This is a genomic window from Burkholderia sp. AU28863 (genome assembly GCF_002223195.1).
GTDB lineage: Bacteria > Pseudomonadota > Gammaproteobacteria > Burkholderiales > Burkholderiaceae > Burkholderia > Burkholderia sola.
This window is the reverse complement of sequence record NZ_NKFE01000017.1, coordinates 1-1,006: the sequence shown is the minus strand read 5'-3', so window position 1 is coordinate 1,006 and position 1,006 is coordinate 1. Positions and strand designations below refer to the sequence as shown.

1 protein-coding gene is annotated in these 1,006 nt (G+C 67.5%); it reads left to right on the top strand.

The genetic code is table 11. The annotated features are described in order from the left end of the window. The coding region (locus tag CFB81_RS34685; protein ID WP_089438203.1) for a nitrate/sulfonate/bicarbonate ABC transporter ATP-binding protein at positions 1-1,006 on the top strand (1,006 nt) is incomplete at both ends.

Here is a 1,006-nt window from a genome sequence, read left to right as displayed (position 1 = left end):
TGCTCGTGCTCGACGACGCGAACCTGTCGCTGCGCGAAGGCGAGATCGTCGGCCTGCTCGGCCGCTCGGGCTCGGGCAAGTCGACGCTGCTGCGGATCATCGCCGGGCTGATCGAGCCGACCGGCGGCGAGGTGACCTATCTCGGCAAGCCGCTGCGCGGCCCGGCCGAAGGCGTCGCGATGGTGTTCCAGACTTTCGCGCTGTTCCCGTGGCTCACCGTGTTGCAGAACGTGGAAGCCGGGCTCGAAGCACTCGGCGTCGGCGCGCGCGAGCGGCGCGAGCGTGCGCTCGCCGCGATCGACCTGATCGGTCTCGACGGCTTCGAGAACGCGTACCCGCGGGAGCTGTCGGGCGGGATGCGCCAGCGCGTCGGGTTTGCGCGCGCGCTCGTCGTCGATCCGACCATTCTGCTGATGGACGAGCCGTTCTCCGCGCTCGACGTGCTGACGGCCGAGACGCTGCGTACCGACCTGCTCGATCTGTGGACGCAGGGCCGCATGCCGATCAAGTCGGTGCTGATCGTCACGCACAACATCGAGGAAGCGGTGTTCATGTGCGACCGGATCCTCGTGCTGTCGTCGAACCCGGGCCGCGTGATTGCCGAGATCAAGGTGCCGTTCAAGCACCCGCGCAATCGTCTGGACCCGGCGTTCCGCAAGCTCGTCGACGACATCTACGCGAAGATGACCGCACGCCAGACCGGCGAAGCGACGAAGAAGGGGCTGGAGCTCGGCAGCTGGCTGCCGCAGGTGTCGACCAACCTGATGGCCGGCCTGATCGAGACGCTCGCGATGGCGCCGTACCACGGTCGCGCCGACATGCCGGAAATCGCGCGCACGCTGCATCTGGAAGTCGACGACCTGTTCCCGATCGCGGAAGTGCTGCAGTACCTCGGCTTCGCGGACGTGCGCGAAGGCGACGTGTTCCTGACGCCGCCGGGGCGCGTGTTCGCGGAATTCGGCACGCAGGAACGCAAGCTGATGTTCGCGGATCACCTGCTGAAGCA